The sequence below is a fragment of the Micromonospora sp. HK10 genome (genome assembly GCF_000982955.1).
Taxonomy (GTDB): Bacteria; Actinomycetota; Actinomycetes; order Mycobacteriales; family Micromonosporaceae; genus Micromonospora.
Genome location: NZ_KQ058881.1, coordinates 38,366 through 63,714 on the forward strand (window position 1 = coordinate 38,366; position 25,349 = coordinate 63,714).

The 25,349-nt window shown below is 73.8% G+C and carries 26 protein-coding genes; 12 read left to right on the forward strand and 14 right to left on the reverse strand.

The window, feature by feature from the left end; all coding sequences use genetic code 11:
• Positions 1 to 23: 23 nt before the first annotated feature.
• Complete coding sequence (gene gcvP, locus LQ51_RS26255; RefSeq protein WP_046570245.1) at positions 24 to 2,846, forward strand: aminomethyl-transferring glycine dehydrogenase; 2,823 nt, start codon at positions 24 to 26, stop codon at positions 2,844 to 2,846.
• 123 nt (positions 2,847 to 2,969) lie between these two features.
• Here gcvP and LQ51_RS26260 read toward each other — a convergent pair whose 3' ends face one another.
• Entirely contained in the window at positions 2,970 to 3,170 is a 201-nt protein-coding gene (locus LQ51_RS26260) for a DUF5999 family protein (protein WP_046570247.1), read from the reverse strand.
• A gap of 123 nt (positions 3,171 to 3,293) precedes the next feature.
• Here LQ51_RS26260 and LQ51_RS26265 point away from each other — a divergent pair, with 123 nt between their 5' ends.
• Positions 3,294 to 4,487: a chorismate-binding protein gene (locus LQ51_RS26265; protein WP_046570249.1), complete on the forward strand. Its 1,194-nt coding sequence runs from the start codon at positions 3,294 to 3,296 to the stop codon at positions 4,485 to 4,487.
• A gap of 56 nt (positions 4,488 to 4,543) precedes the next feature.
• Here the strand turns inward: LQ51_RS26265 and pip are convergent, their stop codons facing one another.
• Positions 4,544 to 5,491, reverse strand: coding sequence for a prolyl aminopeptidase (pip, locus tag LQ51_RS26270; protein ID WP_046570251.1), 948 nt, complete (start codon positions 5,489 to 5,491; stop codon positions 4,544 to 4,546).
• A gap of 48 nt (positions 5,492 to 5,539) precedes the next feature.
• Here pip and LQ51_RS26275 point away from each other — a divergent pair, with 48 nt between their 5' ends.
• From LQ51_RS26275 to def, 3 genes are read left to right on the forward strand one after another with little or no spacing between them, the layout of a single operon-like run.
• Complete coding sequence (locus tag LQ51_RS26275) at positions 5,540 to 6,070, forward strand: MarR family winged helix-turn-helix transcriptional regulator (RefSeq protein WP_156313233.1); 531 nt, start codon at positions 5,540 to 5,542, stop codon at positions 6,068 to 6,070.
• Between the two features lie 52 nt (positions 6,071 to 6,122).
• A complete protein-coding gene (locus LQ51_RS26280) occupies positions 6,123 to 6,887 on the forward strand; it encodes a TetR/AcrR family transcriptional regulator (RefSeq protein ID WP_046570253.1) in 765 nt (254 codons plus the stop codon).
• Between the two features lie 50 nt (positions 6,888 to 6,937).
• Positions 6,938 to 7,447 (forward strand): peptide deformylase, encoded by a 510-nt coding sequence (gene def / locus LQ51_RS26285; protein WP_046570254.1) that lies wholly within the window; start codon positions 6,938 to 6,940, stop codon positions 7,445 to 7,447.
• A 90-nt stretch (positions 7,448 to 7,537) separates the two neighbouring features.
• On the opposite strand, the gene LQ51_RS26290 is transcribed toward def, so the two are convergent.
• The gene (locus tag LQ51_RS26290) at positions 7,538 to 8,311 is read right to left on the reverse strand and encodes a GNAT family N-acetyltransferase (RefSeq protein WP_046570256.1); all 774 of its coding nucleotides are present in this window, start codon (positions 8,309 to 8,311) and stop codon (positions 7,538 to 7,540) included.
• A 37-nt stretch (positions 8,312 to 8,348) separates the two neighbouring features.
• The gene (locus tag LQ51_RS26295) at positions 8,349 to 9,107 is read right to left on the reverse strand and encodes a sulfite exporter TauE/SafE family protein (protein ID WP_304413736.1); all 759 of its coding nucleotides are present in this window, start codon (positions 9,105 to 9,107) and stop codon (positions 8,349 to 8,351) included.
• 222 nt (positions 9,108 to 9,329) lie between these two features.
• Between LQ51_RS26295 and LQ51_RS26300 the strand changes: the two genes are divergently transcribed.
• A complete protein-coding gene (locus tag LQ51_RS26300; protein WP_046570258.1) occupies positions 9,330 to 10,109 on the forward strand; it encodes an endonuclease/exonuclease/phosphatase family protein in 780 nt (259 codons plus the stop codon).
• 50 nt (positions 10,110 to 10,159) lie between these two features.
• On the opposite strand, the gene LQ51_RS26305 is transcribed toward LQ51_RS26300, so the two are convergent.
• The 3 genes from LQ51_RS26305 to LQ51_RS26315 all read right to left on the reverse strand — a co-directional run bounded on the left by LQ51_RS26305 (position 10,160) and on the right by LQ51_RS26315 (position 13,214).
• On the reverse strand, positions 10,160 to 11,038 hold the full coding sequence (locus LQ51_RS26305) for a bifunctional 5,10-methylenetetrahydrofolate dehydrogenase/5,10-methenyltetrahydrofolate cyclohydrolase (RefSeq protein ID WP_046570346.1): 879 nt from the start codon (positions 11,036 to 11,038) through the stop codon (positions 10,160 to 10,162).
• A 91-nt stretch (positions 11,039 to 11,129) separates the two neighbouring features.
• Entirely contained in the window at positions 11,130 to 12,158 is a 1,029-nt protein-coding gene (locus LQ51_RS26310; protein ID WP_046570260.1) for a hypothetical protein, read from the reverse strand.
• 60 nt (positions 12,159 to 12,218) lie between these two features.
• The gene (locus LQ51_RS26315) at positions 12,219 to 13,214 is read right to left on the reverse strand and encodes a tyrosine-type recombinase/integrase (protein ID WP_046570262.1); all 996 of its coding nucleotides are present in this window, start codon (positions 13,212 to 13,214) and stop codon (positions 12,219 to 12,221) included.
• 121 nt (positions 13,215 to 13,335) lie between these two features.
• Between LQ51_RS26315 and LQ51_RS33005 the strand changes: the two genes are divergently transcribed.
• Positions 13,336 to 13,473, forward strand: coding sequence for a hypothetical protein (locus LQ51_RS33005; RefSeq protein WP_156313234.1), 138 nt, complete (start codon positions 13,336 to 13,338; stop codon positions 13,471 to 13,473).
• Positions 13,474 to 13,719: 246 nt separating this feature from the next.
• Here LQ51_RS33005 and LQ51_RS26320 read toward each other — a convergent pair whose 3' ends face one another.
• Together LQ51_RS26320 and LQ51_RS26325 are read right to left on the reverse strand one after the other, a co-directional pair.
• Positions 13,720 to 14,097: a nuclear transport factor 2 family protein gene (locus tag LQ51_RS26320; protein WP_046570264.1), complete on the reverse strand. Its 378-nt coding sequence runs from the start codon at positions 14,095 to 14,097 to the stop codon at positions 13,720 to 13,722.
• A gap of 106 nt (positions 14,098 to 14,203) precedes the next feature.
• Entirely contained in the window at positions 14,204 to 15,163 is a 960-nt protein-coding gene (locus tag LQ51_RS26325; RefSeq protein WP_046570266.1) for a helix-turn-helix domain-containing protein, read from the reverse strand.
• A 99-nt stretch (positions 15,164 to 15,262) separates the two neighbouring features.
• Between LQ51_RS26325 and LQ51_RS26330 the strand changes: the two genes are divergently transcribed.
• Positions 15,263 to 16,291, forward strand: a complete 1,029-nt coding sequence (locus LQ51_RS26330) for a saccharopine dehydrogenase family protein (RefSeq protein ID WP_046570268.1) — start codon at positions 15,263 to 15,265, stop codon at positions 16,289 to 16,291.
• 136 nt (positions 16,292 to 16,427) lie between these two features.
• On the opposite strand, the gene LQ51_RS26335 is transcribed toward LQ51_RS26330, so the two are convergent.
• The 4 genes from LQ51_RS26335 to LQ51_RS26350 all read right to left on the reverse strand — a co-directional run bounded on the left by LQ51_RS26335 (position 16,428) and on the right by LQ51_RS26350 (position 21,094).
• Complete coding sequence (locus LQ51_RS26335; RefSeq protein ID WP_046570270.1) at positions 16,428 to 18,821, reverse strand: ATP-binding cassette domain-containing protein; 2,394 nt, start codon at positions 18,819 to 18,821, stop codon at positions 16,428 to 16,430.
• A gap of 62 nt (positions 18,822 to 18,883) precedes the next feature.
• Entirely contained in the window at positions 18,884 to 19,333 is a 450-nt protein-coding gene (locus LQ51_RS26340; RefSeq protein WP_046570272.1) for a helix-turn-helix transcriptional regulator, read from the reverse strand.
• Between the two features lie 100 nt (positions 19,334 to 19,433).
• Positions 19,434 to 20,285, reverse strand: coding sequence for a pyridoxal kinase PdxY (gene pdxY, locus LQ51_RS26345; protein WP_046570274.1), 852 nt, complete (start codon positions 20,283 to 20,285; stop codon positions 19,434 to 19,436).
• A gap of 80 nt (positions 20,286 to 20,365) precedes the next feature.
• Positions 20,366 to 21,094 (reverse strand): SDR family NAD(P)-dependent oxidoreductase, encoded by a 729-nt coding sequence (locus LQ51_RS26350; RefSeq protein WP_046570276.1) that lies wholly within the window; start codon positions 21,092 to 21,094, stop codon positions 20,366 to 20,368.
• Between the two features lie 79 nt (positions 21,095 to 21,173).
• Here LQ51_RS26350 and LQ51_RS26355 point away from each other — a divergent pair, with 79 nt between their 5' ends.
• The 4 genes from LQ51_RS26355 to LQ51_RS33010 all read left to right on the forward strand — a co-directional run bounded on the left by LQ51_RS26355 (position 21,174) and on the right by LQ51_RS33010 (position 24,259).
• Positions 21,174 to 22,007 (forward strand): patatin-like phospholipase family protein, encoded by an 834-nt coding sequence (locus LQ51_RS26355; protein WP_046570278.1) that lies wholly within the window; start codon positions 21,174 to 21,176, stop codon positions 22,005 to 22,007.
• A gap of 43 nt (positions 22,008 to 22,050) precedes the next feature.
• Positions 22,051 to 22,509 (forward strand): peroxiredoxin, encoded by a 459-nt coding sequence (locus tag LQ51_RS26360; RefSeq protein ID WP_046570280.1) that lies wholly within the window; start codon positions 22,051 to 22,053, stop codon positions 22,507 to 22,509.
• A gap of 66 nt (positions 22,510 to 22,575) precedes the next feature.
• Positions 22,576 to 23,259 carry a hypothetical protein gene (locus tag LQ51_RS26365; RefSeq protein ID WP_046570281.1) on the forward strand — a complete coding sequence of 228 codons (684 nt, stop codon included), beginning with the start codon at positions 22,576 to 22,578 and terminating at the stop codon, positions 23,257 to 23,259.
• A 124-nt stretch (positions 23,260 to 23,383) separates the two neighbouring features.
• Positions 23,384 to 24,259, forward strand: a complete 876-nt coding sequence (locus tag LQ51_RS33010; RefSeq protein WP_046570283.1) for a hypothetical protein — start codon at positions 23,384 to 23,386, stop codon at positions 24,257 to 24,259.
• Positions 24,260 to 24,340: 81 nt separating this feature from the next.
• Here the strand turns inward: LQ51_RS33010 and cydB are convergent, their stop codons facing one another.
• Positions 24,341 to 25,339: a cytochrome d ubiquinol oxidase subunit II gene (gene cydB / locus LQ51_RS26375; protein ID WP_046570284.1), complete on the reverse strand. Its 999-nt coding sequence runs from the start codon at positions 25,337 to 25,339 to the stop codon at positions 24,341 to 24,343.
• Between the last annotated feature and the right edge of the window lie 10 nt (positions 25,340 to 25,349).

The window sequence follows — 25,349 nt, forward strand, 5'->3', positions numbered from 1 at the left end:
CGCCCCCACAAGGAGCGCAGCGCATGACCGCAGAGCAGTTCGCCGACCGGCACATCGGTCCCGGCCCGGGCGACGAGCGCCGGATGCTGGAGACCGTCGGCTACAGCTCCATCGACGAGCTGATGGACGCCGCCATTCCCGAGGTGATCCGCTGGCACGGCACCCTGGACCTGCCGGCCCCGGCCGGCGAGCGGGAGGCCCTCGCGGAGTTGCGCGCCCTCGCCGCCCGCAACACCGTGGCCGTTTCCATGATCGGGCTGGGCTACCACGGCACCCACACGCCGGCGGTGATCCGCCGCAACGTGCTGGAGAACCCCGCCTGGTACACCGCGTACACGCCGTACCAGCCGGAGATCAGCCAGGGGCGGCTGGAGGCGCTGCTGAACTTCCAGACCATGGTCACCGACCTGACCGGGCTGGCCACCGCGAACGCCTCCATGCTCGACGAGGCCACCGCCGCGGCCGAGGCGATGACCCTCGCGCGCCGCGCGTCGAAGAGCAAGAGCCCGGTGTACGTGGTCGACGCGGACACCCTCCCGCAGACCCTCGCGGTGATCACCGGCCGGGCCGAGCCGCTCGGCATCGAGGTGCGGGTGGTCGACGTCGACCACGACGAGCTGCCGGGCGAGTTCTTCGGCCTGCACCTGCAGTATCCGGGGGCCTCCGGGGCGGTCCGGGACCACGCCGCCCTGGTCGGCGCCGCGCACGGCGCCGGCGCGCTGGTCACCGTCGCGGCGGACCTGCTGGCGTTGACGCTGCTGCGCCCGCCGGGGGAGATCGGCGTCGACATCGCCGCCGGCACCACCCAGCGCTTCGGGGTGCCGATGGGCTTCGGCGGGCCGCACGCCGGCTACCTGGCGGTGCGCTCGGGCCTGGAGCGGATGCTGCCCGGACGGCTCGTGGGCGTGTCCAAGGACGCCGCCGGCAACCCGGCGTACCGGCTGGCGTTGCAGACCCGTGAGCAGCACATCCGGCGGGAGAAGGCGACCAGCAACATCTGCACCGCGCAGGTGCTGCTGGCGGTGATGGCCGGCATGTACGCCGTCTACCACGGCCCGGACGGGCTGCGGGAGATCGCCCGGCGTACCCATGGGGCGGCGGCGCGGCTCGCGGCCGGGCTGCGCGCCGGCGGCGTCGAGGTCGCGGACGTCGCGTTCTTCGACACCGTCACGGCGCGCGTGCCGGGGCGGGCGGCTGAGGTGGTCGCCGCGGCCGCCGCGCGCAACGTGAACCTGCGGCTGGTCGACGCCGACCGGGTGGGCGTGTCCTGCGACGAGACCACCACGGCGGCGCACCTGGCGGCGGTGTGGGCGGCCTTCGGCGTCGACGGGTTCGACGGCGAGGTCGACGAGGCGCTGCCGGCCGGGCTGGCCCGCACCTCGGACTTCCTCACCCACCCGGTGTTCCGCACCCACCACTCGGAGACGGCGATGCTGCGCTACCTGCGCCGGCTGGCCGACTTCGACTACGCCCTGGACCGCGGCATGATCCCGCTCGGGTCGTGCACGATGAAGCTGAACGCCACCACCGAGATGGAGGCGATTACCTGGCCCGAGTTCGCCCACCTGCACCCGTTCGCCCCGGCGGAGCAGACCGCCGGGTACCGGGACCTGATCGCCCAGCTGGAGGACTGGCTGGCGGAGGTGACCGGCTACGACGCGGTCAGCGTGCAGCCCAACGCGGGCTCGCAGGGCGAGCTGGCCGGGCTGCTGGCCATCCGCGCCTACCACCGCTCCCGGGGGCAGGGGCACCGGGACGTGTGCCTGATCCCGTCGTCGGCGCACGGCACCAACGCCGCCTCCGCGGTGATGGCCGGCATGCGGGTGGTGGTGGTCGGCTGCGACGCCGACGGCAACGTCGACCTGGTCGACCTCGACGCGAAGATCGACAAGCACCGGGACGCGCTCGCCGCGATCATGGTGACGTACCCGTCGACGCACGGCGTGTACGAGACGGGCATCGCGCAGCTGTGCGCGAAGGTGCACGACGCCGGCGGTCAGGTCTACGTCGACGGGGCGAACCTCAACGCGCTGGTCGGGTTCGCCAAGCCGGGCCGGTTCGGGGCGGACGTGTCGCACCTGAACCTGCACAAGACGTTCTGCATTCCGCACGGCGGCGGCGGCCCGGGCGTGGGGCCGGTGGCGGTGCGCGCGCACCTGGCGCCGTTCCTGCCCGGTGACCCGGTCGGGGAGCGCGCCGAGGGCCGGCCGGCCATCTCGGCGGCCCGCTACGGGTCGGCGGGCATCCTGCCGATTCCGTGGGCGTACCTGCGGATGATGGGCGCCGAAGGGCTGACCCGGGCGACCGGGGTGGCGGTGCTGGCGGCGAACTACGTGGCGGCGCGGCTGCGTAACCACTTCCCGGTGCTGTACGCCGGCAACAAGGGCCTGGTGGCGCACGAGTGCATCCTGGACCTGCGCCCGTTGACGAAGGCGACCGGGGTGAGCGTCGACGACGTGGCCAAGCGGCTGATCGACTACGGCTTCCACGCGCCGACGATGTCGTTCCCGGTGGCGGGGACGCTGATGGTGGAGCCGACGGAAAGCGAGGACCTGGCCGAGCTGGACCGGTTCTGCGACGCGATGATCGCCATCCGGGCCGAGATCGACAACGTCGGGTCGGGGCGGTGGCCGGCCGGGGACAACCCCCTGGCCAACGCCCCGCACACCGCGGCGATGGTGTCCGGTGACGAGTGGCCGCACCCGTACCCGCGGTCGGTGGGGGCGTACCCGGGCGGCGTCGACCGGGCCGGGAAGTACTGGCCGCCGGTGCGGCGCGTCGACGGGGCCTACGGCGACCGGAACCTGGTCTGTTCGTGTCCGGCGCCGGAGGCGTTCGAGGACTGATCATCGGGGTCGGCCGGGGCGGTCGGGTGCGGCCGCCCCGGCGTCGACCTGGGGAGGGCGGCCCGGCGGCGGCGGGCTAGCCTGGGTCGACGGGGCACGCTGCGGTTACGCAGCGTGATGAGGTCAGGCGACGAGGGCGTGTCGGGCGGGGCCGCGGTGGGGGGCGATGCTGCTGCCGTCGGGGAGCAGCTCACCGGTGTCCTCGAAGACGATCACCCCGTTACAGAGCAGGCTCCAGCCCTGCTCACGGAAGCAGGCGATGACCCGGGCGGCTTCCCGGTCGGTCGCCTCGGCGGAGGGGCAGGTGGGTTGGTGCTGGCACATCGGGTTCTCCGGACTGTGGGGGCACTGTGTCATGGTTCACATGACCAGTGACGCACAGTACCAAGCAAAAGCGCGCGCCATCGAGCAAGGTTGCGTCTTGTTCATCCAGAATGGGCTGAACGGATGACCCGTAACGGCCCGGACGGTGTGGAAGCGCTCCCACGCATGGCCGTCGATCTGCCCGCCGCGCCCGCCGGGTGCCGGGACCGGCTGGTCGAACGGGCCCGCCTGGAATGGCGGGTCGGCGACGGTGGTGACCCCACCACGCTGGTCGAGGACTTCCTCGCCGCCCACGGCGTCGACCTGCGCGACCTGGCCCGCCCGGCCCGCCACGACCCGGACGGGGTGTGCGGGGCGGCGCTGCACCTGTCCGCCGCCGCCGGGGCGTACGCCGCCGGCGGCCCGACCGGCGCGCCCACCCCCGCGCCGGCCCTGCCGGACCTGGTGGTCGTCGTGCACGGCCACGCCGACCGCCCCGCACCTCCGGCCGCCGCCAGGCCCGCCGGGTGGTGGCTGGGGGACTGGCGGGACAGCTGGACCCCGGGCGACCACGCCGCCGCCGTCACGGCGGTGCGCGCCGCCATCGGCCGCGGCGATGTCTACCAGGTCAACCTCGTCGGCCACGCCGCCGCCGCGTACACCGGCGATCCGCTGCCCGCGCTGGCCCGGCTGGCCGCCCTGCCCGGGGCCCGCTACGGCGGCGCGCTGTCCGGCCTGGGCTGGGCGCTGGGCTGCGCCTCCCCGGAGACGCTGATCGCCGTCGAGGACGGCCGCCTGGTCACCCGCCCGATCAAGGGCACCCGGCCGGCCACCGAGGCGGGCCGCCGGGAACTGCTCGCCTCCGCCAAGGAACGCGCCGAACACGTGATGATCGTCGACCTGGAGCGCAACGACCTGGCCCGGGTGGCGCGCACCGGCTCGGTGCGGGTGGACGAGCTGTTCGCCGTACGCCGCTGGTGTGACCTGTGGCAGGCCGAGTCGACGGTCTCCGCGGCGCCCGCCGACGGGCTGGGCCTGGCGGCGCTGCTGCGCGCGGTCTGCCCCGGCGGGTCGGTCACCGGCGCGCCGAAGCTCGCCGCGCTGGCCCAGATCGCCGACCTCGAGCCGGTCGGCCGCGGGGCCGGGATGGGCGCGCTCGGCTGGGTCGGTCCCGGCCGGGTCGACTTGGGGTTGACCATCCGTACCGCGGCCGCCGACGCCGAGCGGCTGCACCTGTGGGCCGGCGGCGGCATCACCTGGGGCAGCGACCCGGCCGCCGAGGTCGCCGAGGCCGCCGCGAAGGCCGCCCCGATCCGCGCCCTGCTCGCGACCGCCTGACCCGGCACGCGGCCAGGGTCGGTCAGGCGCGGCGGCCGGGACACGGCCGGGGCCGGTCAGGGGCGGGCGAAGGCGTCCAGCGCGGCGACGACCCGCTCGCCCACGCCGTGCCGGCTGCCGTGCCCGCCGGACTCGACGATCTCCAGGCGGGCGTCCGGCCAGTCCTGGGTGAGCTGCCAGGCGATGTCCGGCGGGCCGCTGACGTCCAGGCGGCCCTGCACCAGCACGCCCGGGATGCCGGCGAGCCGGCCGGCGTCGCGCAGCAGCTGCCCGTCCGGCATGAACCCGAGGTTGCTCCAGTAGTGGGTGACGATCCGGACGAACGCCGCGCGGAACACCGGGTCGGCGTAGCGGGGGTCGGGCTCGAACCCGCCGGCCAGGGAGACGTGCACGTCCTCCCAGTCACACCAGGTGATCTCGGCTCGTTCCCGCACGGCCGGGTCCGGGTCGTTGACCAGCCGGGCGTACGCGGTGGGCAGGTCGCCGTCGCGGTCGGCGGCGGGTACGCCGTCGCGGAAGCGGGCCCACTCCTGGGGAAAGATCCGACCCATGTCCCGGGTCACCCAGTCGATCTCGCGGCGGGTGTTGGCGACCACGCTGAACAGCACCAGCGCGCTGACCCGCTCGGGGTGGCGCTGGGCGTAGGCCAGGGACAGCGAGGAGCCCCACGAGGCGCCGCAGAGCAGCCACCGGTCCACGCCGAGGTGCGCGCGCAGCCGCTCCATGTCGGCCAGCAGGTGGGCGGTGGTGTTGACGGACAGGTCCACCGCCGGGTCGCTGGCGTGCGGGGTGCTGCGCCCGCAGCCGCGCTGGTCGAACAGGATGATCCGGTAGGCGGCCGGGTCGAACAGCCGCCGCCAGGAGGCGGTGGCGCCGGAGCCGGGGCCGCCGTGCACCACGAGGGCGGGGCGACCGTCGGGGTTGCCGCAGGTCTCCCAGTGGATCCGCTGCCCGTCGCCGACGTCGAGCAGCCCGTGGTCGTACGGCTCGATCGGTGGATACACGCGGTTCCCCTCCCACGCCGGATACAACAGCGCTGTTACATTAGCAGGGTGAGCACCGCACCCGACCGCGAGGCGCTCGGCACCCTGCTGCGCCACGTCCTGGAACTGCTCGACGCCGACGTCGCCGCCGTCTACACCGACCTGGACCTCGCCGACTACCGGCCCCGCTACTCGCCGCTGGTGCGGGTGCTGCTCACCGACGGGCCGCTGCCCATCCGCGACCTGGCCGCCCGGGTCGGCGTCACCCACTCCGCGGCCAGCCAGACCGCCGCCCAGATGAACCGCGCCGGCCTGGTCACCCTCGCCCCCGGCGCGGACGCCCGCCAACGCATCGTCACCCTCACCCCACGCGCGCACGCGCTGCGACCCGTCATCGAGGCCGAATGGGCGGCCACCAGCACCGCCATGCGGCAGCTCGACGCCGAACTGCCCGTACCCCTGGCCGACGAGCTGTACGCGGTGCTCGCCGCGCTGCGCCGCCGTCCGCTGCGCGACCGGATCGCCGACACCGGCCTGGCGCCGGCCGCGCCGCCAGCGGAAGACCGCCGCCCGCCGGCCAGGGGCGACGTCAGCGGCTGAGCCGCTGCCAGCGCCGCACCGCCAGGGACAACCGGGTCGGTACAGTCGGCGCGTGACCACGGAGTACAGCGGCACCGGCGACCCCGCCCGCAGCCTCGCCCTGCTCTGGCGCACCCGCGACAAGCCCAGCCGCAAGGGCGGCGACCTGTCCGTGGGCCGGATCGTGCACACCGCCATCGAACTCGCCGACGCCGAGGGCCTGACCGCGCTGTCCATGCGCCGCGTCGCCGAACGCCTCGGCGCCGGCACCATGAGCCTCTACACCCACGTACCCGGCAAGGGCGAACTGCTCGACCTCATGCTCGACACCGTCTACGGCGAGACCGCCCGCCCCGACGACGTGCCCGGCGGCTGGCGCGGCCGCCTCGAACTGGTCGCCCGGGAAAACCACGCGCTGTACCTGCGCCACCCGTGGCTGCTGCAGGTCGCCACCACCCGCCCCCCGCTGGGCCCGAACCTCATCGCCAAGTACGAGTACGAACTACGCGCCGTCGACGGCATCGGCCTGACCGACCTGGAAATGGACGCCGTGGTCACCCTCGTCGACAACTACGTGCACGGCGCCGTACGCGCCGCCGTCGAAATGGCCCAGGCCGCCCAACAGACCGGCCTGACCGACCAGCAGTGGTGGCACGCCCACGCCCCCTACCTCGAGCGGGCCCTCGACGCCCGGCGATTCCCCCTGGCCGCCCGCGTCGGCACCGCCGCCGGCGAGGAGTACCAGGCCGCCGCCGACCCGCAGCGGGCCTTCGAGTTCGGGCTGGCCCGCCTCCTCGACGGCGTACAGACGCTGATCGGACAGCGCCACGCCGGCTGACCCACCGGTGCACACCCCACCCCGGGTAACGGACGGATAGCCTTCCGGGCATGACTATGCGCCCGATCCGGATCATCGGCGACCCCGTGCTGCGTACCCCCAGCGAACCGGTGACCAGCTTCGACGCCGACCTGCGCGCCCTGGTCCAGGACCTGATGGACACCCTGCTCGGCGCGCCCGGCCGCGCCGGAGTGGCCGCCCCACAGATCGGGGTCAACGCCCAGGTGTTCGTCTACGACGCCGACGGCCACCGCGGCCACATGATCAACCCGACCCTGGAGCTGTCCGACGAACTCCAGGACGACGACGAGGGCTGCCTGTCCATCCCCGGCCTGTACTTCCCGACCCCCCGCGCCCTGCAGGCCACCGCGCACGGCTTCGACCAGCACGGCGAACCGCTGACCATCTCCGGCCGCGGCTTCCTGGCCCGCGCCCTGCAACACGAGACCGACCACCTGCACGGCCGCCTCTACGTCGACACCCTGCGCGGCGACACCCGCCGCCGGGCGCTGCGGGAGATCCGCGCCGGCCGGTTCCACTCGCCCAACCGCACCCCGTGACCCCTCGGGCCGGGGGACACCGGCGCCCCGGCCACCCCCAGCCCGAGGATCACCTCACCTGTCTCCCGGCCGCACCCGCGAGCCAGGCCGTCACGGCCGGCGACGCAGCCCGCACTCGATGAACTCGGCGACCCGGGTGAAACCCAGCCGCTCGTACAGACGCACCGCGGCGAGGTTGTCGGCCCGCACGTTGAGGGTGACATGGTCGACCGTGTCGGCCAGCCGGGCGCACAGCGCGGCCACCGCACCGGCGGCCAGGCCCCGGCCGCGCGACCGCGGATGGGTGGTGACATTGCCCAGCGCAGCCACCCGCCACGTCGGCGACCACACGTGCACCCCGGCGACGGCCACCAGCTCACCGCCGTCGTCGACACCCACGTACTGGCCGGTGTCCACCATCCGCGGATCGAACCAGTTGTCCGGGTAGGCGACGGCGTACAGGTCACGCAGCGCCGGCAGGTCGTCGCGGTCCAGCGGCCGCCCGACCGGGCAGGTCCGGCCCAGCCGGGCCGGGTCGGTCAACGCCATCCGGTGGTGCGCGGCCACGTCGGACAGCTCGTACCAGCGGGCCACCGTGGCGTCCAAACCGGGGGACAGGTGCGCCCACAGCCGGGCCGGCAGCACCGGCGCCAGCTCGGTCACCAGCGCCGCCAGCTCACCGGTGCGCTCCGGCGGGGCGAACGCCAGCAGCGTCGGCAGGTCGACACCGTGGTAGAGCAGCGCCACCTCGTCCCCACGGCGGAACCACGACGTGTACGGCCAGAAGAAGTCGTCCAGATCGCCCAACTGGTAGGCGTGCAGGACCGGATCGCGGCTCAGCAGCTCAGCCAGGACCGCCCGGTCGTGTTCGGCGCGTACGGGCACCCGACGATGATCACACAGGTGATCGACCCGCCCCGTCTCAGCCCGCCAACCACTGGTCGTAGCCCAACTTGGCCACCAGCGCCGCCACCACCACCAGCAGCACCACCCGCACGAAACCCGAACCCCGCCGCAACGCCATCCGCGCGCCCACCGCCGCCCCCGCCACGTTGCACACCGCCATCGCCGCCCCCAGCAGCCACCACACGTGCCCCGTCGCCGCGAACACCACCAGCGCACCCAGATTCGTACCCGCGTTGACCACCTTCGCCATCGCCGAGGCGTGCACGAAATCCGCCCCCACCAACGCGGTGAACGCCAACACCAGGAACGTGCCGGTGCCCGGACCGATCAACCCGTCATACAGGGCGATACCCAACCCGGCCACCGCCACCGCCACGCCCACCCGCGCCGCCGTACGCCGGTGCGGCCGCGCCACCACCCCCAACCGCGGCCGGGTCAACACGAACACCGCCACCGACAGCAACACCACCAACACCACCGGCCGGTACGCACCCGCCGGAACCGCCCCCGCCAACGCCGCACCCAACCCCGCCGTCAGCACCGCCAACCCCGCCGACGGCCCGGCCACCGACCAATCCAACTTCGTCCGCCGCGCATACGTCACCGCCGCCGTCGACGTACCGAAGATCGCCGCCAGCTTGTTCGTGCCCAACGCCGTGGCCACCGGCACCCCCGGCGCGGCCACCAGCAACGCCGGCAGCAACAACAACCCGCCACCACCGACCACGGCATCCACCCAGCCCGCCAGGGCAGCCGCGGTCAACAGGGTGGTCAACGACAGAGGATCCACGGGCCGCCATTCTGCCCACCGAACCGGCCCCACCGAGCCGCCCTGTGGCCAGCCTCACCGCCCCCCACCAGGACGGCGACCCCACTCACCAGCGACGCCGGCGCCGCAACCACAGGCCCAACCACGCCACCACCACGAACACCAGCATCGAACAGACCAGCGCCTTCAACACCCGGCAAGCCTGCCACAGCGACGTAGGGTGTCCAGGTGCGCCTGGCCACCTTCAACCTGCTGCACGGCCGCTCCCTCACCGACGGGCTCGTCGACCCCGACCGGCTCACCGCCGCCGTCACCGCCCTCGACGCCGACGTCCTCGCCCTGCAGGAAGTCGACCGCGACCAGTCCCGCAGCGGCAACCTCGACCTCACCGCCATCGCCGCCCGCGCCCTCGACGCCCCCGAACACCGCTTCGCCGCCGCCGTCGTCGGCACCCCCGGCGAACGGTTCCGCCCCCTCACCCACGACGACGACGGACACGGCGAACCCCTCTACGGCGTCGGCCTGATCAGCCGCCACCCCGTACGCACCTGGCAGGTCACCCGACTGCGCCCCGCCCCGGTCCGCTCACCGATCTACGCCCCCGGCCCCGGCGGCGGACTCGTCCTGCTACGCGACGAACCCCGCGTCGTCCTCGCCGCCGTGCTCGACACCCCACACGGCCCACTCACCGTCGCCGCCACCCACCTGTCCTTCGTCCCCGGCTGGAACATGCTGCAACTACGCCGCGTCGTCCGCGCCCTGCGCGCCCTACCCGCCCCCCGCATCCTCCTCGGCGACCTCAACCTCCCCGCCGGCGCCGCCCGCCTGCTCACCGGCTGGCGGCCGCTCGGTCGCCGCCCCACCTACCCCGCCGGACAGCCCCGCGTCCAACTCGACCACGTCCTCGCCGACCGGCGCGGCCTCGACCGGCTACCACCCGTCACCGCCGTACACACCCCGCTGTCGACCATCTCCGACCACCGGCCCCTCATCGTCGACCTCGGCTGACCGCCGGCACCACGGAACCCACCCGCCGCGGGCCCTGCGGCCGGGCCACCTCACCCCAACCCGGACGCCCGCTGCGCCGCCCGCACCGCGTTACGGAACAGCATCGCCACCGTCGTCGGACCCACCCCACCGACCCGCGGCGTGATCGCCCCCGCCACCTCGGCGCACGACTCGTCCACGTCCGGCAACAACCGCCGCCCCTCGTACCGCACCCCACCACCGACCACCACCGCACCCGGACGCACATGCTCCGGCTGGATGATCCCCGGCACCCCCGCCGCCGCGATCAGGATCTCCGCCCGCCGCGTGTACCGCGACCAGTCCGCCACCCCGGTGTGCACCACCGTCACCGCGGCGTTCGCCGTCGGCCGCTTCTGCGCCAACAACATCGCCAACGGCCGACCCAACGTGGCACCCCGACCCAGGATCACCACCTCACGCCCCGACACCGGCACCCCGTGAAACGCCAACAACGCCTCGATCCCCGCCGGCGTACACGGCAACGGACCCGGCAGCCCCAACGCCAGACGCCCCATGTTCACCGGATGCATCCCGTCGACGTCCTTGTCCGGATCCAGCACCGCCAACGCCCGGTCATAATCCAGGTGCCCCGGAATCGGATACTGCACCAACACCCCGTGCACACCCTTGTCCGCGTTGAAATCCTCCAGCACCGCGTGCAGATCCGCCTGCGACGCCGACCCCGACAGGTGCACATGCGGCGACGCGAACCCCAACTCGGCCGCCTGCCGCTGCTTGATCCGGATGTACCCGGCGCTCGCGTCGTCGTCACCGACCAGCACCGTCGCCAGCGCCGGCGTCACCCCCGACGCCCGCAACCCGGCCACCGCCTCCGCGACCTCCGCCAACACCCGCTCCGCCACCGGCCCACCCGGCAACAACCGAGCCGTCGTACCCGAAGAAGACATGCCACACCCCCCGCGGAGGCCCAGGCGGTCGACCCCCACGACGAGCTCCCCGATGGTTGCTGCCATCCCCGTGCCGCCAGTCGCGTCGCCCTCAGCCTGCCACAGCCCGCCGCGCCACCGCATCCGCCACCGCCTGCCACCGCGGCAACGCCCCCAGCAGCGCATCCGCCCGCCGCCGCCGCGCCACCGCCGATCCCACCCCCAGATCCGCCACCGCCGCCGCGAACCGCGCCCGCAACACCCGCTCCCGCCCCGGCGCCACCGCCGCCAACACCGCATGACACCGCGCGTACGTCACCACGATCCAGAACATCGCCTCCCGGTGCGCGCCCGCACCGATCAACTCCGCGCTGCCGTCCACCACCACCGGCCGCCCCGCCGCACTCAGATCCGCCCGGAACGCGAACCCGGTACCCGCCGCCACCCGCGCCGCCTCGTCGAACGTGCCCGCCAACCCCGCCAGATGCTCCCGCACCCGACCCGCACCCATCCCGCCGCCGTCCAGCGACGCCAGCAACTCCTCGTACCGGTCGGCGAACCCGTACCCGGACAGCACCTCCCGCGCCACCACGTACCGCCGCCGCACCGTCGGATCCCGCAACCCCGCCACCACCGGCAGCAACGCCACCACCGACGTCGGGAACACCCACCCCAACACCTGCTCGTGCAACGGCCCGTCGCCGTCCAGCCGGGCCAACCCCTCCTCGACGCGCCGCCGCACCCCGGCCACCCGCCGCCGCACCCACACCGGATCCGCGAAACCCGCCGCCACCCGCTCCCGCAGCGCCGCCAGCCGGCCCGTCGGATCCACGATCACCGCATCGGTACGGAAGAACGGCGCGAACACCCACGACCCCAGCACGTCCTGCGGCGAGCCCAGCTCCGCCCAGCCGATCGTACTGACCTCCAGCAGCACCCCCCGATGCCGGAACTTGCCCAGCTTCCCGCCGGGGGCCGCCCGCACCAGCAACACGTCCACATCCGACGACTCCGGCAACACCGCGTCAGCCGGCAGACCCACCGTCGAACCGCTGAAGAACGCCCCCTCGATCCCGCCGTCCCGGCGAGCCTGCTCCCGCACCCAGTCGACCGCCACCGCCCGCGCCTCACCGACCCGCATCCACCCATCCTGCCCGCCCCGGCGGCACCCGCGACGCCACCGTCCGCGTGCCGCCTCCGCTCACCCGCCGCTCAGCACGTTCGCCAGCGCCTGGTTGGTCCGGTTCGACCGCACCGCCGCGCGCTGCTGACCCGCCGTCACCTCGATGTACGTCTGCGACGACGCCAACGACGCGTGCCCCAGCAACCGCATGATCTCCGCCGCGCTCGCCCCGTCCTCGGCCAACCGGGTCGCGAAGGTGTGCCGCAACGCGTGCAGCCGCGCCCCCTTCGGCACCCGGTCACCGATGCCCGCCCGCCGGAAGCACGACTCCACCAGGTACTGCAGGCCACCGCGGCGCAGCGGCGCACCCCGCCGGTCCACCAGCAACGCCGAGTCCGGGCGTACGCTGCGCGCCCCGAAGCGCCGCCGCCGACTGTCCAGGTAGTCCACCAGCACCCGGTCGACCGCGGCCTCGATCGGCACCGTACGCGGACGCCCGCCCTTGCCCGCCACGTCCACCCGCCGCTCACCGTCCCGGCCGGCCACCGACGCCACCCGCAGCGCCAACAGCTCCGACAGGCGCAGCCCGGCGCAGAGCGCCAGGGCCAGCACCGCGAGGTCCCGCTCCGGCCACGGGTCACGCTGCCGGCCCCGCTCGCGCGCCACGGCGGCGAGCAGCTCCTCCGGCGTGTCCTCACCGCGCAGCGGCTTCGGGCGGGGGAGCGGAGCGCGTGGCCGGCCGACCGCCGGCATCGGATTCCCCGGTACGACGCCCTCGGCGACCAGGAACGTGAAGAAGCTGTTCCACGTGGACCAGGCGCGGTGCACGGAGGCGGTGGCGCGGGGCGCGGCGAACCGCGCGAACGCCCGCCGCATGACCTGGGGGGAGAGGGTGGAGATCGGCACCCGGCCGATGGGGAGGGGAGTGGTGCCGTCCGGGCCGGTCAGCGCCGCGACGATCGTCAGGTCCCGCCGGTAGGCCGCGAGGGTGTGGGGGGAGGGCTTGCGGGTGGCCCGGTCGGTCAGGAACTCCTCGATCAACCTGGCTACCGACCCGTCCGCAATATCGTGCATAAGGGACATTATGCACGAATATTCACATTCACGTGAGCCTGGGTGGCAGGGGAGCGGGCGAAACCGGTAGAACCGGCGCCGATCGCCGGCGGGCTACGCGTGCAGGACACGGCCACCGGGGGTGTCGGTGACGCCCGGCTGCTGCGCCGGGCTGGAGGACTGGCGGGAGTGGACGTCCGTCCTGGACGGCGGCCAGCCCTGGCTGGGACACGATCCCGGTCCGGAGGTCGAGGTGCGCGGCGCGCTGATCCGCGTCTGACAGCACGGTGGCCGCCGCCGGAGCGGAGCGGACCGGTTGTCGAGTTCGCGCGGGCCGACCTGCCGGGGCTGCTGGCCCGCGTCCACGCCGACCTGGTGGGATTTCTCGCCCGGCTCGACGCGTGGACGCGTACCGCCGGCCTGGCGGCGAGAGGGAGGCTCTGGTGGCGGGCCCCGCTGACCCTGCCGGAGGAGGGCCGGCTCGGGTCTACTTGACATAATGTACATTATCGAACCGCAAGCCGGCTCAGATCAGCTGCACGTAGGCGGCCCGCCACTGGGGTGAGGGATCCGCGCCGAGGCTCGTCCAGTATTCCCGGCCGGTGACGATCGTGCCGTCGCGCACCGTCCAGAACGACGCCACGCGGTGCACCCCCATCGTGTCGTGCGGGACCTCCACCTCGGAGACCACCGCGTCGCCGTCGGCGACGATCCGCAGCACCTTGATCGCCCACCCCTCCGGGTACTCGGCGTTGATCCGCACGTAGTTGTCGCGGCCCACGATCCGCTCGGCGCTGACCGGCCACTCCACCACCAGGTCCTCGGCGAGCAGCGCGGTGAGCCCGGGCCAGTCGCGGGCCTGCATGCGATCCCACAGCTGCTGAACAATCTCGGTCGGCTCCATGCGCGCATCCTGGCAGCACCCACCGACAACGCGGGCGCCGCTCAGCGGCGGCCCACTCCCCCTGCCCGGGTCGCGGTCGTGGTCGGGCCCGGGCGGGGCCGGCGGGTCACCGCTGGCTGCGGGTCCGGGAGCGGAAGGTGCGGCGATAGCTGTCCGGAGGTACGCCGACCGTGCGGTGGAAGTGTCGTCGCAGGGTGGTGGCGGTGCCCATGCCGGTGGCCGCCGCGATGGCGTCGATGCTGTCGTCGGTGGTTTCCAGCAGTTCCTGGGCGTGGCGGATCCGTTGGGTGAGCAGCCATTGCAGCGGCGTGGTGCCGGTCACCGACCGGAAGTGGCGGGCCAGGTTGCGGGAGCTCATCCGGGCCTGGCGGGCCAGGTCCTCGACGGTCAGCGGGTGGTCCAGGCGGCGCAGCACCCAGGGGAAGAGGTCGGCGAGGGGGTGGTTGCCGGGGGCGGGCACCGGGGTGGTGACGAACTGGGCCTGGCCGCCGTCGCGGTGCGGGGGCACGACGAGGCGGCGGGCCACCGCGTTGGCGGTCGAGGAGCCGTGGTCGAGGCGGACCAGGTGCAGGCACAGGTCCATGGCGGCGGCCTTGCCGGCGGAGGTGAGCACGCGGCCGTTGTCGACGTAGAGGACGTCCGGGTCCACCCGTACCCGGGGGTGGCGGGTGGCGAGGTCCCGGGTGTGGGCCCAGTGGGTGGTGGCGCGTTGGTCGTCGAGCAGGCCGGCGGCGGCGAGCACGAACGCGCCGGTGCAGAGGGAGGCGACGCGGGCGCCGGCGTGGTGGGCGGCGCGGACGGCGTCGACCAGGTCGGCCGGGGGTGGGACGTCGATGTCGGCCCAGCCGGGGACGATCACGGTGTCGGCGTGTGGGAGGTGGTCGAGGCCGTGGTCGGGTTCGATCCGGAATCGGCCGGCGGGCACCGGTGCGGGTCCGCAGAGGTCGAGGCGGTACCAGTGGTCCACGATGCCGGTCGCGCTGAGGTCGGTGCCGAAGACCTCGCAGGCCAGGGAGAGTTCGAAGGGCAGCATGCCGTCGGTGACGGCGAGCGCGACGGTGTGCACGTCCGAAATTGTACGGGTGTTGGCGTTCCAGACACTCGTGGGGAGCGTTCCGGGCCGTGAGGATGGTGGGGACGGTTGGTCTGAGCACAGGAGAAGACGATGACTTCGGGGCTTGCGGTGGCGGTGTTCGGCGCGTACGGGCACACCGGGCGGTTTGTGGTGGCGCGGTTGCGCGAGTGCGGGTTCGTGCCGGTGCTCAGCGGACGGGACGTGGACAAGCTGAAGGCGTTGGCGTACGAGTCGGGGCTGGAGGCCCGGCCGGCGTCGGTGGATGATCCGGCGGCGCTGGACCGGGCGGTGGCCGGCACGTCGGCCGTGGTCAACTGTGCCGGGCCGTTCGCCACGACGGCCGCGCCGGTGATCGAGGCGGCGCTGCGGGCCGGTATCCCGTATGTGGATGTGGCGGCCGAGATCGAGGCGAACCTGGACACGTTCGCGCACTTCGGCGAGCGGGCGCGGGCCGCGGGGGCGGTGGTGGTGCCGGCGATGGCGTTCTACGGCGGTCTGGGTGATCTGCTCGCCACCGCCGCGCTGGGCGACTGGGCTGCGGCCGACGAGGCGCACGTGGCGTACGGGCTGAGCGGTTGGCACCCGACGGCGGGGACGCGGGCCGCGGGGGTGGTCTCCCGGCAGCGGCGGGGTGGGCGGCGCGTCCGGTACGCCGGCGGGCGGTTGGAGTACCGCGACGACGCGGCGCCGACGCTGGAGTGGTCCTTCCCGGATCCGGTGGGCGCGCGGGCCGTCATCGGGGAGTTTTCGATGGCCGACGTGGTCACCATTCCGAGTCACCTGGCCATCCCGGAGGTGCGGACGTACATGACGGTGGAGGCGGCCCGGGACCTCGCGGCCGCGGAGACGCCGGGGCCGGCGCCGGCTGACGGGAGTGGGCGGTCCGCGCAGACGTTCCTGGTCGACGTGGTGGTGCGGGCCGGCGGCCGGGAGCGGCGGGCGGTGGCGTCGGGGCAGGACATCTACGCGGTCACGGCGCCGCTGGTGGTGGAGGCGGTCGACCGCATCCTCACGGGGCGGACCAGGACGGTCGGGGTGGCCTCCGCCGGGGAGATCTTCGACGCGGCCGATTTCCTGCGGGCGCTGTCGCCGATCATCTCGGTGGACCTGCGTCCGTAGGGCGGTGTGCCGGGGCGCGGGTGGCCCGCTCCCCCGGGCGTGCCGGTGCGGGGGTTCCCGGGCCGGGTGTGCGGGGGTCGCCCGCGGGTGGTCGGGTGTGCGGCGCCCCCGGAAGGGCGCCGCACACCCGGTCGGCTCAGTCGCGGTTGCCGACGTAGGCCGCGAGGTGTTCGCCGGTGAGGGTGGCGCGGTTGGCGACGAGGTCGGCGGGGATGCCTTCGAAGACGACCCGGCCGCCGTCGTGGCCGGCGCCGGGGCCGAGGTCGATGATCCAGTCGGCGTGGGCCATGACGGCCTGGTGGTGCTCGATGACGATGACCGACTTGCCGGCGTCGACGAGGCGGTCGAGCAGGCCGAGCAGTTGCTCGACGTCGGCGAGGTGCAGGCCGGTGGTGGGTTCGTCGAGGACGTAGACGCCGCCCTTGTCGGCCATCCGGGTGGCCAGCTTGAGCCGTTGCCGTTCGCCGCCGGAGAGGGTGGTGAGGGGCTGGCCGAGGCGCAGGTAGCCGAGTCCGACGTCGGCGAGCCGGTGGAGGATGGCGTGGGCGGCGGGGGTGCGGGCCTCGCCGTCGGCGAAGAACTCCTCGGCCTCGGTCACCGACATGGCGAGGACCTCGCTGATGTCGCGGCCGCCGAGGCGGTATTCCAGCACGGAGGCCTGGAAGCGTCGGCCCTCGCACTCCTCGCAGGTGGTGGCGACGCCGGCCATCATGGCCAGGTCGGTGTAGATGACGCCGGCGCCGTTGCAGGTGGGGCAGGCGCCCTCGGAGTTGGGGCTGAACAGGGCGGGTTTGACGCCGTTGGCCTTGGCGAAGGCCTTGCGGACGGGTTCGAGCAGGCCGGTGTAGGTGGCCGGGTTGCTGCGGCGGGAGCCGCGGATGGCGGTCTGGTCGACGGACACGACGCCGTCGTGGCCGGCGACCGAGCCGCGGATCAGGGAGCTCTTGCCGGATCCGGCGACGCCGGTGACGACGACGAGCACGCCGAGCGGGATGTCGACGTCGACGTCGCGCAGGTTGTGGGTGTTGGCGCCGCGTACCTCCAGCGTGCCGGAGGGGGTGCGTACGGAGGGTTTGAGGGCGGCCCGGTCGTCGAGGTGGCGGCCGGTGCGGGTGCCGCTGGTGCGCAGTCCGTCGATGGTGCCCTCGAAGACGACGTGGCCGCCTTCGGTTCCGGCGCCGGGGCCGAGGTCGACGAGGTGGTCGGCGATGGCCATGACTTCCGGTTTGTGTTCGACCACGAGGACGGTGTTGCCCTTGTCGCGCAGTCGCAGCAGCAGGTCGTTCATCCGCTGGATGTCGTGCGGGTGCAGGCCGATGGTGGGTTCGTCGAAGACGTAGGTGACGTCGGTGAGCGCGGAGCCGAGGTGGCGGATCATCTTGGTGCGTTGGGCCTCGCCGCCGGAGAGGGTGCCGGAGGGCCGGTCGAGGGAGAGATAGCCGAGTCCGATCTCGACGAACGAGTCGAGCAGGTGGCGCAGGCCGGTGAGCAGCGGGGCCACGGAGGGTTCGTCGAGGCTGCGGACCCAGTCGGCGAGGTCGCTGATCTGCATGGCGCAGGCGTCGGCGATGTTGATGCCCTTGATCTTCGAGGAGCGGGCGGTCTCGTTGAGCCGGGTGCCGGCGCAGTCCGGGCAGGTCGTGAAGGTTACGGCCCGCTCCACGAAGGCGCGGATGTGTGGTTGCAGGGTGTCGATGTCCTTGGCCAGGAACGACTTCTGGATCTTGGGGATCAGTCCCTCGTACGTCAGGTTGATGCCCTCGACCTTGATCTTGGTTGGTTCCTTGTGGAGCAGGTCGTGCAGTTCCTTCTTCGTGTAGGCCCGGATCGGCTTGTCCGGGTCGAAGAAGCCGCAGCCGCGGTAGATGCGCCCGTACCAGCCGTCCATGCTGTAGCCGGGGATGGTCAGCGCGCCCTCGTTGAGCGAGCGGCTGTCGTCGTAGAGGGCGGACAGGTCGAAGTCGGTGACCGAGCCCATGCCCTCGCAGCGCGGGCACATGCCGCCGGTGATGGTGAAGCTGCGCCGTTCCTTGACGGTCTTGCCGCCGCGTTCGACGCTGACCGCGCCGGCGCCGCTGATCGAGGCGACGTTGAAGGAGAACGCCTGGGCCGAGCCGATGTGCGGCTGGCCGAGGCGGCTGAAGACGATCCGCAGCATGGCGTTGGCGTCGGTGGCGGTGCCGACGGTGGAGCGGGCGTTGGCGCCCATCCGTTCCTGGTCCACGATGATCGCGGTGGTGAGCCCGTCGAGGACGTCGACCTCGGGCCGGGCCAGCGTCGGCATGAAGCCCTGCACGAACGCGCTGTAGGTCTCATTGATCATGCGCTGGGACTCGGCGGCGATGGTGCCGAACACCAGGGAGCTCTTGCCCGAACCGGAGACGCCGGTGAAGACCGTGAGTCGGCGCTTGGGGATCTCGACGCTGACGTCCTTGAGGTTGTTCACCCGGGCGCCCTGCACGCGGATCAGGTCGTGGCTGTCGGCGGCGTGCCGGGCGGGTGACGACTCGGTCCTCGTGGCGCTGCTCATGCTGTCTCCCCTGCTGTGCGACGGGCCCGCCGCGTGGCCGGCCGGCCCGGATCGGTCCCGGGTCAGGCTAGTCGTGGCCCCGCGCCGCCCGCTTCTCGATTCCTGACCGGCCGGGTGACCTGTTTGGCCAGGCAGGCGGGCAGGCCGGCGGTGGCCTGGGCGGCCTCGTCCCGGTAGACGCTGGGCGGCACGCCGACCAGTTCGCTGAACCGGGTGCTGAACGTGCCCAGCGAGGAGCAGCCGACGGTGAAGCAGACCTCGGTGACGCTCAGGTCGCCGCGGCGCAGCAGCGCCATGGCCCGCTCGATGCGCCGGGTCATCAGGTACGAGTACGGGGACTCGCCGTAGGCGGCCCGGAACTGGCGGCTGAGGTGCCCGGCGGACATGTGCACGCCCCGGGCGAGCGCCTCGACGTCCAGCGGCTGCGCGTACTCCCGGTCGATCCGGTCGCGGACCCGGCGCAGCCGCGCGAGGTCGTGCAGCCGCTGCTCGGCGTCGGATCTGCTGGTCATCCCCGTGATCGTGCCATGGCCGGCCCGGGTTGCCCACCACCGGCCGGCCGCGTGCGACGTGGCGTCCGGCGTGCGGCGGCCTGTCCGGTTCGCCGGGGTGCTAGCGCAGCCGGCGGGCGGTGAACCGGGTGGGTGGGTCGGCGATGGCGTCCTGGGCGGCGACGAGTTGCAGCTCGCGGGTGCCCGCGGCGAGCGTCGCGTCGAGCACCGCGAAGATCGAGTTGGTGGTCTTCTCCAGGGCGGCGGCCGGTGACCCGGTGCTGCACAGGTGGGCCAGGTACAGCGCGGCGGTGACGTCGCCGCCGCCGTTGGGGGTGATCGGCAGCAGCGGGGTGGTGACCGCCCAGGCGCCCTCGTCGGAGACCGCCACGACCTCCAGGTGACCGGCGGGCAGGTCGCCGTGCAGGACGCTGGTGACCAGGACGTGCCGGGGACCGGTGGCCCGCACGGAGTCGACGGCGGCGAGCAGGTCGTCGATGGTGTCGGTGCTGCGCCCGGCGAGGAACTCCAGCTCGAACTGGTTGGGGGTGACGATGTCGGCGCGCGGCACGACGGTGTCGCGCAGGTACTCGGGGATGCCGGGGCGGACGAACATGCCGCGGCCGACGTCGCCCATCACGGGGTCGCAGCAGTAGACCGCGTCCGGGTTGGCGGCCTTGACCCGGTCGACGGCGTCGAGGATGACCGCGCCCATCGCCGGGTCACCCTGGTAGCCGGAGAGCACCGCGTCGGCGGTGCCGAGGACTCCCCGGTCCTCGATGCCGGCGATGACGTCGGCGACGTCGGCCGGGGCCAGCAGCGGGCCGCGCCACGCGCCGTAGCCGGTGTGGTTGGAGAAGTGCACGGTGAGCACCGGCCAGACCTCGTGCCCGAGTCGTTGCAGGGGGAACACGGCGGCGGAGTTGCCGACGTAGCCGTAGGCGACCGAGGACTGCACGGACAAGATCTTCACGCGCTCATCGTCGCATCCCGCGCGGTGTGCCGGTCGCACGACCGGCAGGGTTGCCGGTGGCGGGCGAGGTCCGGTGCCGGTCAGAGGCCGCCGGCGATGCGCAGGACCGCGCCGGTGGTGTAGGAGGAGTCGGGGCCGAGGAGGAAGGCGATGGCGCCGGCGATCTCGTCGGGCTCCCCGGCCCGGCCCAGCGGGATGCGACCGGCGGCGCTGTCGGGCCGGTCGGGCGCGCCGGAGAGGGCGTGGATCTCGGTGCGGATGATGCCGGGGGCCACGGCGTTGACCCGGATGCCGCGGGGGGCGAGTTCCTTGGCCAGGCCGACGGTGAGGGTGTCGGTGGCGGCCTTCACGGCGGCGTAGTGGATGTATTCGCCGGGGCTGCCGAGGGTGGCCGCGGCGGAGGAGACGTTGACGATGGCGCCGCCGTCGGCCATCCGGCGCGCCGCCTGCTGGGCGCAGAGCACGTACCCGACGAGGTTGACGTCGACGACGCGGCGCAGGTCGTCGGCGCGCAGCTCGGTGAAGGGGCCGATCGGGCTGGTGATGCCGGCGTTGTTGACCAGGCCGGTGAGGGGGCCGAGGTCGGCGGCGGCGTCGAAGAGGCGCCGCACCTGGTCGGGGTCGCTGGTGTCGGCCGCGACGGCCACCCCGCGGCCGCCGGCGGCCTCGATGTCGGCCAGCACCGCCCGGGCGGCGGCGTGGTCGCTGCGGTAGCCGATGGCGACGTGGTGGCCCGCGGCGGCCAGCCGCCGGGCGGTGGCGGCGCCGATGCCACGGCCGCCGCCGGTGACGATGGTGACGGACGTCAATGCCCTCTCCCCTGCCCCGTTGGTGTGGGTGACGTTACCGTGGCCGGGACGGGATGCGGGTGGAGAGGACGGTCACACCATGGCGCGGGCGTTGGTGCTGGGTGGCGGCGGGGTGACCGGCGTGGCGTGGGAGTTGGGGCTGCTGGCCGGGCTGGCCGACCGGGGCGTGGACCTGGCCGGCGCGGACCTGGTGGTGGGCACGTCGGCGGGATCGGTGGTCGGGGCGCAGGTGTGCTCCGGCACGCCGCTGGCGGAGCTGTACGCGGCGCAGCTGCGCCCGCCGCGTGGTGAGCTGACCGCCCGGCTGGGGGTGGCGGTGCTGCTGCGCTGGGCGTGGGCGGGCGCCCGGGGCGGCGACGCGCAGCGGTCACGGGCGCGGGTCGGGGCGATGGCGCTGGCCGCGCGTACCCCGTCGGAGGCGTCGCGGCGGGCGGTGCTGGAGTCCCGGTTGCCGGTGCGGGAGTGGCCGGCGCGGCGGCTGCTGGTGACGGCGGTCGACGCGGCCTCCGGCGAGTTCGTGGTCTTCGACGCCGACGCCGGGGTGTCGCTGGTGGACGCGGTCGGGGCCAGTTGCGCGGTGCCCGGGGTGTGGCCGCCGGTGACCATCGGGACGCGCCGCTACGTCGACGGTGGGGTGCGCTCGTCGGTGAACGCGGACCTGGCGGCCGGCGCGGCGGCGGTGGTGGTGTTGGCGCCGGTGACGGCCGGGTTCGGTCCGGGGCCGCGGCTGGCGGCGCAGGTGGCCCAGTTGCGGTCGGCCGGGTCGCGGGTGGTGGTGGTGACCCCGGACAGCGGATCGCGGCGGGCGATCGGCCGGAACCTGCTGGATCCGGCGCGGCGGGCCGGGTCGGCGCGGGCCGGGCACGCGCAGGCGGCGGTGGTGGCCGCCGAGGTGGCCGCGGTGTGGGATTGACCGCCTAGGCTCACCGGGTCGGCGCGACGGGCGGAGGTGCCAGGTGGCTGTGGGTGTCGGGGATCAGGTCGCGGATTTCGCGCTGCCGGACGAGACGGGCACGCTACGGCGGTTGTCGGAGTTCCTGGCGGCCGGGCCGGTGGTGCTGTTCTTCTACCCGGCGGCGATGACCCGCGGGTGCACGGCGGAGAGCTGCCACTTCCGCGATCTGGCGGCGGAGTTCGCCGCGGTCGGCGCGCAGCGGGTGGGCATCAGCCGGGATCCGGTGGACCGGCAGGCGGAGTTCTCCCGGCGGCACGGCTTCGACTATCCGCTGCTGTCCGACGTCGACGGGACGGTGGCGGACGCGTTCGGGGTGCGCCGGCGGCTGCCGCTGGGGGCGTTGAGCACGCGGCGGATGACGTTCGTGATCGACCCGGACCGGCGGGTGCTCGCCGTGGTGCACAGCGAGCTGAGCATGACCGAGCACGCCGACGCGGCGCTGCGCGCGCTGGGGGGTTGATCTTCCGGTTGTCGCAGTCGGCTGGTATCAAGGCTGCAATCAGACAGGTGTACGGAAGAGGGCGTGATGGCGGGTCAGGGTTTGTCCACTGACGAGGTGCAGGGCATCCGGGAAGCGTTGGCGGCGGGCCGCAAGCCGCGGGTGGTGTTCACGGCGGCGGCGGGTCAGATGGCCGGGCAGCTCGGGCAGGTGGTGGAGCTGACCGACCCGGAGCTGTCGGAGGAGTTCGTGGTGGTCCGCTTCGGCCGCGACGAGCTGCCCTTCTCCCCCGCCGACGTGGCGATCGCGCCCAAGGGCGCCGGGCGTAAGCCGGCCGAGGCGAAGCCGCCCGTCGAGGAGCCGCCGGCGCCGGCGGAGCCGGCGTTCGTGTTGGACGCGCCGCCGGTGCCGGCGCCGCGCCGGGAGGAGCCGAGGGTGGCGCAGCAGCAGGCGGAGCCGAAGCCGGCACGGCGGGCGGTGAAGGCGGTGAAGCCGAAGGGCCCGGCCGGGCTGACCGTGACGCTGGCGTACGCCGACGGCGAGTGGACGGTGGCCGCGCAGCAGGGCACGAAGGCCCTCGCCAAGCCGTACGTGGTGAAGCCGGCGGAGGCGCTGCGGATGGTGGCGCTGGTGGACGTGCCGGGGGTGCAGGAGGCGGTGGAGCAGATCCTCGCCGCCGAGCGCGCCGAGGCGGAGCAGCAGGCCGAGAAGCTGCGCGCCGAGTTGGCGGAGATCGAGGCCCGGTTGGCGGAGCTGCGCGAGGCCCACTGAGCCCCGCCGCGCGTCCCGGTCGGAAATCGCCTCGGCCGGGCGCGCGGCATCTGCTGGGTTTCCGCCGCGTCCTCGACGAGGCCGGAGGGAACCGCTTCCTGGAAGGACCGCCTAGGCTGCCCCGGTGGGTTACTGGGGCACGGTGGTGGTGGCGCGGCCTGACGGTCTGCTGGTCGACCAGGACGATGTCGGCGGATTCGGATACCGACACCGGTGGCTGCGGGAGCTGAGTGACGGCTGGCAGCTGCTGGAGACCAGCGGGTGGAACGATCCTCCGGACCTGCTCGCTCCGGCCGGCGCGCTCGCCACCTCGACGGGGCGGCCGGTCTTCGCCGCCTACGTCAGCGACGGCGACTGCGCGGTGATGGCGACGGCGACGCCGGACGAGGTGGGACCGTTGACGCACCTGTGGGACACCGACCGACCGTGCGGGGTCTACCGGCACCAGCCGCGCGGGCTGCCGGAACCGGTCGGACGCACCGCTGACGAGGTGATCGCGGAGTTGATGGCGTGGTCGGCGGCGGCCGGGCTTCGGGCGGACGCGACCCGGCTGCGAGCGGTGCTGGGACACGAGCATCCGGTCGAGGCGGACGATCTGCTGTTCGCGCTGGTGAAGGCGCTGGGAGTGGCGAGGATCGGCCGGACCCGACCGTGGACGGTGCCGCTGGAGCAGCACCCCTTCGCGTCGGTCACGGACATCCTGGCGTCGCGGGCCCGGGCGGAGGCGGCGTACCGGCAGGCGGCGGTCGAGGACGGTGCGGAGCCCGACGAGCCGGAGGCGCCGTGGGAGGCAGCGGCGATCCGGCTGGAAGAGGAGCTGTGGGCGTCGTTGTACCGCCCGGAGGTGGACGTCGCGGGTCTGGCGCGGCGAGCGCAGCGGCTGCGGGCGGAATATGACGTCGCCAGGGGTCGGCGACCACGGCCGCCTCACGGCCCTCTCAGTCGGGAGCACCCGTGGAATTCCGGCCGCGTGTGGGCGGACAGGCGGGCCACCGATTGACCGCCCCTCCCCTGAACGCCCCGCGGGGCCGGTGCGACCCCCTCGCACCGGCCCCGCGTTTTTCCGCGCTCACGCCGTCGATCAGTGTTGCGGGATGTTGCGCACCCCGATCCGCTTGCGGAACACCCAGTAGGTCCAGCCCTGGTAGGCCAGCACGATCGGGGTGAAGATCACCGCCACCCAGGTCATGATCTTCAGGGTGTAGGGGGTGGAGGCGGCGTTGCTGGCGGTCAGCGTGCCGGCGGCGTCGAGGGTGGACGGCAGCACGTTCGGAAACAGCGCGGCGAACAGGGTCGCCACGGCCAGCGCGATGGCCAGGGCGGTGCCGGTGAACGCCCAGCCCTCCCGGCGTGCCGCGGCGGCGGCCAGACCGCCGAGCAGGGCGAGGGCGGCGGCGACGGCGAGCACCACGGCGGCCGCGCTGGACCGGATGGTCAGCGTCCAGCTCAGGAAGGCCACCGCGACGACAGCGGTGCCGACGCCGAGCTTCACGGCGAGGGTGCCCGCGCGCCGGCGGATGTCGTCGGTGGTCTTGAGGGCGAGGAACACCGCGCCGTGGGTGAGGAACAGGCCCAGGGTGGTCAGGCCGCCGAGCAGGGCGTACGGGTTGAGCAGGTCGACCAGGCCGCCGACGTACTCGTGCTGGGCGTCGAGCGGCACGCCGCGCAGAATGTTGGCGAAGGCCACGCCCCACAGGATCGCCGGGATCAGCGAGCCGAAGAAGATGGCCTGGTCCCAGCGGCGTTTCCAGGACGCCTCGGCGCGCTTGTGCCGGTATTCGAAGGCCACCCCGCGGGCGATGAGCGCGAGCAGGATGAGCAGCAGCGGCAGGTAGAACCCGGAGAACAGGGTGGCGTACCACTCGGGGAAGGCGGCGAACATCGCGCCGCCGGCGGTGATCAGCCAGACCTCGTTGCCGTCCCAGACCGGGCCGATGGTGTTGATCAGGACGCGGCGTTCCCGGTCGTCGCGGCCGAGCACGGGCAGCAGCATGCCGACGCCGAAGTCGAAGCCTTCGAGGATGAAGTAGCCGGTGAAGAGCACGGCGACGAGGAGAAACCAGATGGTGGTCAGTTCCACGATGGGCTCC